Source organism: Streptacidiphilus pinicola (genome assembly GCF_003258295.1).
In the GTDB taxonomy this organism is placed as follows: domain Bacteria; phylum Actinomycetota; class Actinomycetes; order Streptomycetales; family Streptomycetaceae; genus Streptacidiphilus; species Streptacidiphilus pinicola.
Map to the genome: position 1 here is coordinate 1 of NZ_QKYN01000266.1, position 2,496 is coordinate 2,496.

3 protein-coding genes are annotated in these 2,496 nt (G+C 75.5%); 1 reads left to right on the forward strand and 2 read right to left on the reverse strand.

Features of this window, described 5'->3' with window-relative positions; translation table 11 throughout:
- Positions 1-797: glycoside hydrolase family 16 protein (locus tag DN069_RS38920; protein ID WP_133260206.1), on the forward strand; the 797-nt coding region annotated here is incomplete at its 5' end.
- A gap of 12 nt (positions 798-809) precedes the next feature.
- Here DN069_RS38920 and DN069_RS38925 read toward each other — a convergent pair.
- Both DN069_RS38925 and DN069_RS41185 read right to left on the reverse strand, forming a co-directional pair.
- Positions 810-2,162, reverse strand: a complete 1,353-nt coding sequence (locus tag DN069_RS38925) for a glycosyltransferase family 2 protein (RefSeq protein ID WP_111507953.1) — start codon at positions 2,160-2,162, stop codon at positions 810-812.
- A gap of 27 nt (positions 2,163-2,189) precedes the next feature.
- A partial coding sequence (locus tag DN069_RS41185; protein ID WP_207892423.1) for a hypothetical protein occupies positions 2,190-2,496 on the reverse strand: 307 nt, incomplete at its 5' end.

The window sequence follows — 2,496 nt, forward strand, 5'->3', positions numbered from 1 at the left end:
CTGGCGTGTGTGCGAGGCTGCGCGGGCGGGCCGCCGTGGCCGGCTGCTCGTCCGGCGGCCCGGGACCGCAACCGGCCGCGGCCGGTCCCTGGCACCTGGTCTTCCAGGACGAGTTCACCGGCTCCAGCCTCAACCCCGCCCACTGGGTCACCTGCTACGACTGGAACGCCAACGGCTGCACCAACGCGGGGAACCACGAGCTGGAGTGGTACCTCCCCGGACAGGTCTCGGTCGGCGGCGGCGCCGCCAGGCTGACGGCCACCCGCCAGGCCACCACCGGCTCCGACGGGCACACCTACGCGTGGACCTCGGGGATGATCTCCACCGGCCGCACCAGCTGGGACGCCACACCGAAGTTCACCTTCACCCGGGGCTACGTCGCCGCCGGAGTGGAGGTGCCCGCCCAGGGCGGTATGTTCCCGGCGTTCTGGCTGATGCCCGCCTCGCGGGTCTCCCCGCCGGAGCTCGACGTGGCCGAGTTCCTCGGCACCGCCCACCACGTCCAGATGACGGTGCACTGGAAGGGCGCCAGCGGCAAGGACACCTACCAGTTCGGCACCTACGGTCCGCAGGACTTCTCGGCCGGCTACCACGTCTTCGCCCTCGACTGGGAGGCGAACTCGCTCACCTGGCTGGTCGACGGTGTGGCCCGGTACTGGGTCACCGACACCTCGAAGATCCCCAAGGTCCCGATGGAGATCCTCTTCGACCTCGCCGTGGGCCTGCCCGTCCATCCGCCGTCCTCGGTCAACTCGGCCCAGATGAAGGTGGAGTGGGTCCGCGTCTGGCAGCACTGACCTCCGCGCGGCTCAGGCGGCGGCGTCCTGTCCGTGCTCCGGGCCCACGTGCGCGTCCAGGTGGACCCGGCGCAGCGCGCGCAGGTAGCCCACCGGGCCGTAGAGCAGGCCCAGCACCTCGGTCGCGGACAGGCGCCAGGTCCAGTCGGCGTCCCGGGCCGGACGGGCGCGGGCGCGGTCGGCGGCGAAGGCGACACCGCGCGGGAGCCGGCGCAGCAGCGCGGGGGCCAGCTGCGGCTCGCGGACGACGGAGGCGGCGAGGCAGGCGCTGAACCCCGCGCCGTAGCCGAAGGCCTGCGTGGTCAGCGCGTCGTCGGTGAGCCGGTTGCGGTGCCAGACCACCGCGTCCGGCTCGTAGGCGAGGGCGTGTCCGCCCGCCAGCACCCGGAGGAAGGCCAGCAGGTCCTCGCCGCCGCGGGCGTGCGTGCCGGGGCCGGTGGCCAGTTCGAAACCGCCGAGCCTCCGCAGCAGGTCGGTCCGCACGGCCATGTTGGCGCCGGAGCCGTACCGCCCGGCGGAGAAGGGGAAGAGCGGGTCGTCGGGCGGATCGTCCAGCGACCACTGCTTGCGGACGAAGCCCTTGCCGAAGTCGCCGTGGCGCGCCAGCGCGGCCTGGGCGGCGGTCTCCAGCTCGGCGGCGAGGATCAGCCCGGTGACGCAGCCGATCGCCTCCGAGAGCGCGAAGCACTCCGCGACCGCGGCCAGCCACGCCGGGTCGACGAGGGTGTCGTCGTCCGCGAAGGCGATGATCCGCCCGCCGGCGACCGCGAGCGCCCGGTTGCGGGCCCGGGACAGGCCGGGGATCGGCTCGCGCAGGTAGCGCACCCGGCCCCGGTACCGCTCGCGCACGAGGTGCGCCGAGTCCTCGCTGTGCGGGGCGTTGTCGACGACGATGACCTCGAACTCGGGGTAGTCCACCCGGAAGACCGAGTCCAGGCAGTCACGGAGCATCGTCGGCCGGTCGTGCGTCCCGATCACGACGCTGACCGGCGGCGGGTCCCGCAGCAGCGCGGTGCGGGCGGCCAGGCAGCGGTGGGGGCCGGCGCCGGCCAGCTCCCGCTCGCCGTCGGCCGCCAGGTGGCGCTCGATCGCGCCGGCGAGCTCGCGCCCGGCGCTGTCCAGGACCGCGTGGCGCAGCCCGTCGGCGTCCGCCGCGGAGACCTCGACCAGGCCGAGTGGGTGCCCGTGCAGCCGGACCAGCACCAGCGCCGGGGTGAACGGCGGGACGGCGGCGGCGCCGGTGGGCCGCAGCGGCGTGCCCGGCCCGCCGAGCTCCAGCTCGAGCACGCGGACCGGGCGGTAGCGCTCCGCCGCGCTGGCGTGCGCCCCGTTCGGCGTGGCTTCGGGATGCGTGGTGTCGGGCATCGCTCCTCCGCACGCAGGGGGTCTTCATCAAGCGTGCACCGCCTCCGGCCAGGGGGCATGTTCTCCGATCGTCGACGAACCGCTGCCCGGGGCGCCGCCCCGGGAGCCGTCCGGCGGGCCCAGGCTCCGGTGGCGGACGTCAGAGGCCGCACCGCAGGAACGGCCCAGGGCGGGCAGCGCGAGGGGGGCGATGTGCGCGGATTGGGCGGCCCGGCGGGAGCCGTCCGGCGGGCCCAGGCTCCGGTGGCGGACGTCAGGGGCCGCACCGCAGGAACGGCCCAGGGCGGGCAGCGCGAGGGGGGCGATGTGCGGGGATTGGGCGGCCCGGCGGGAG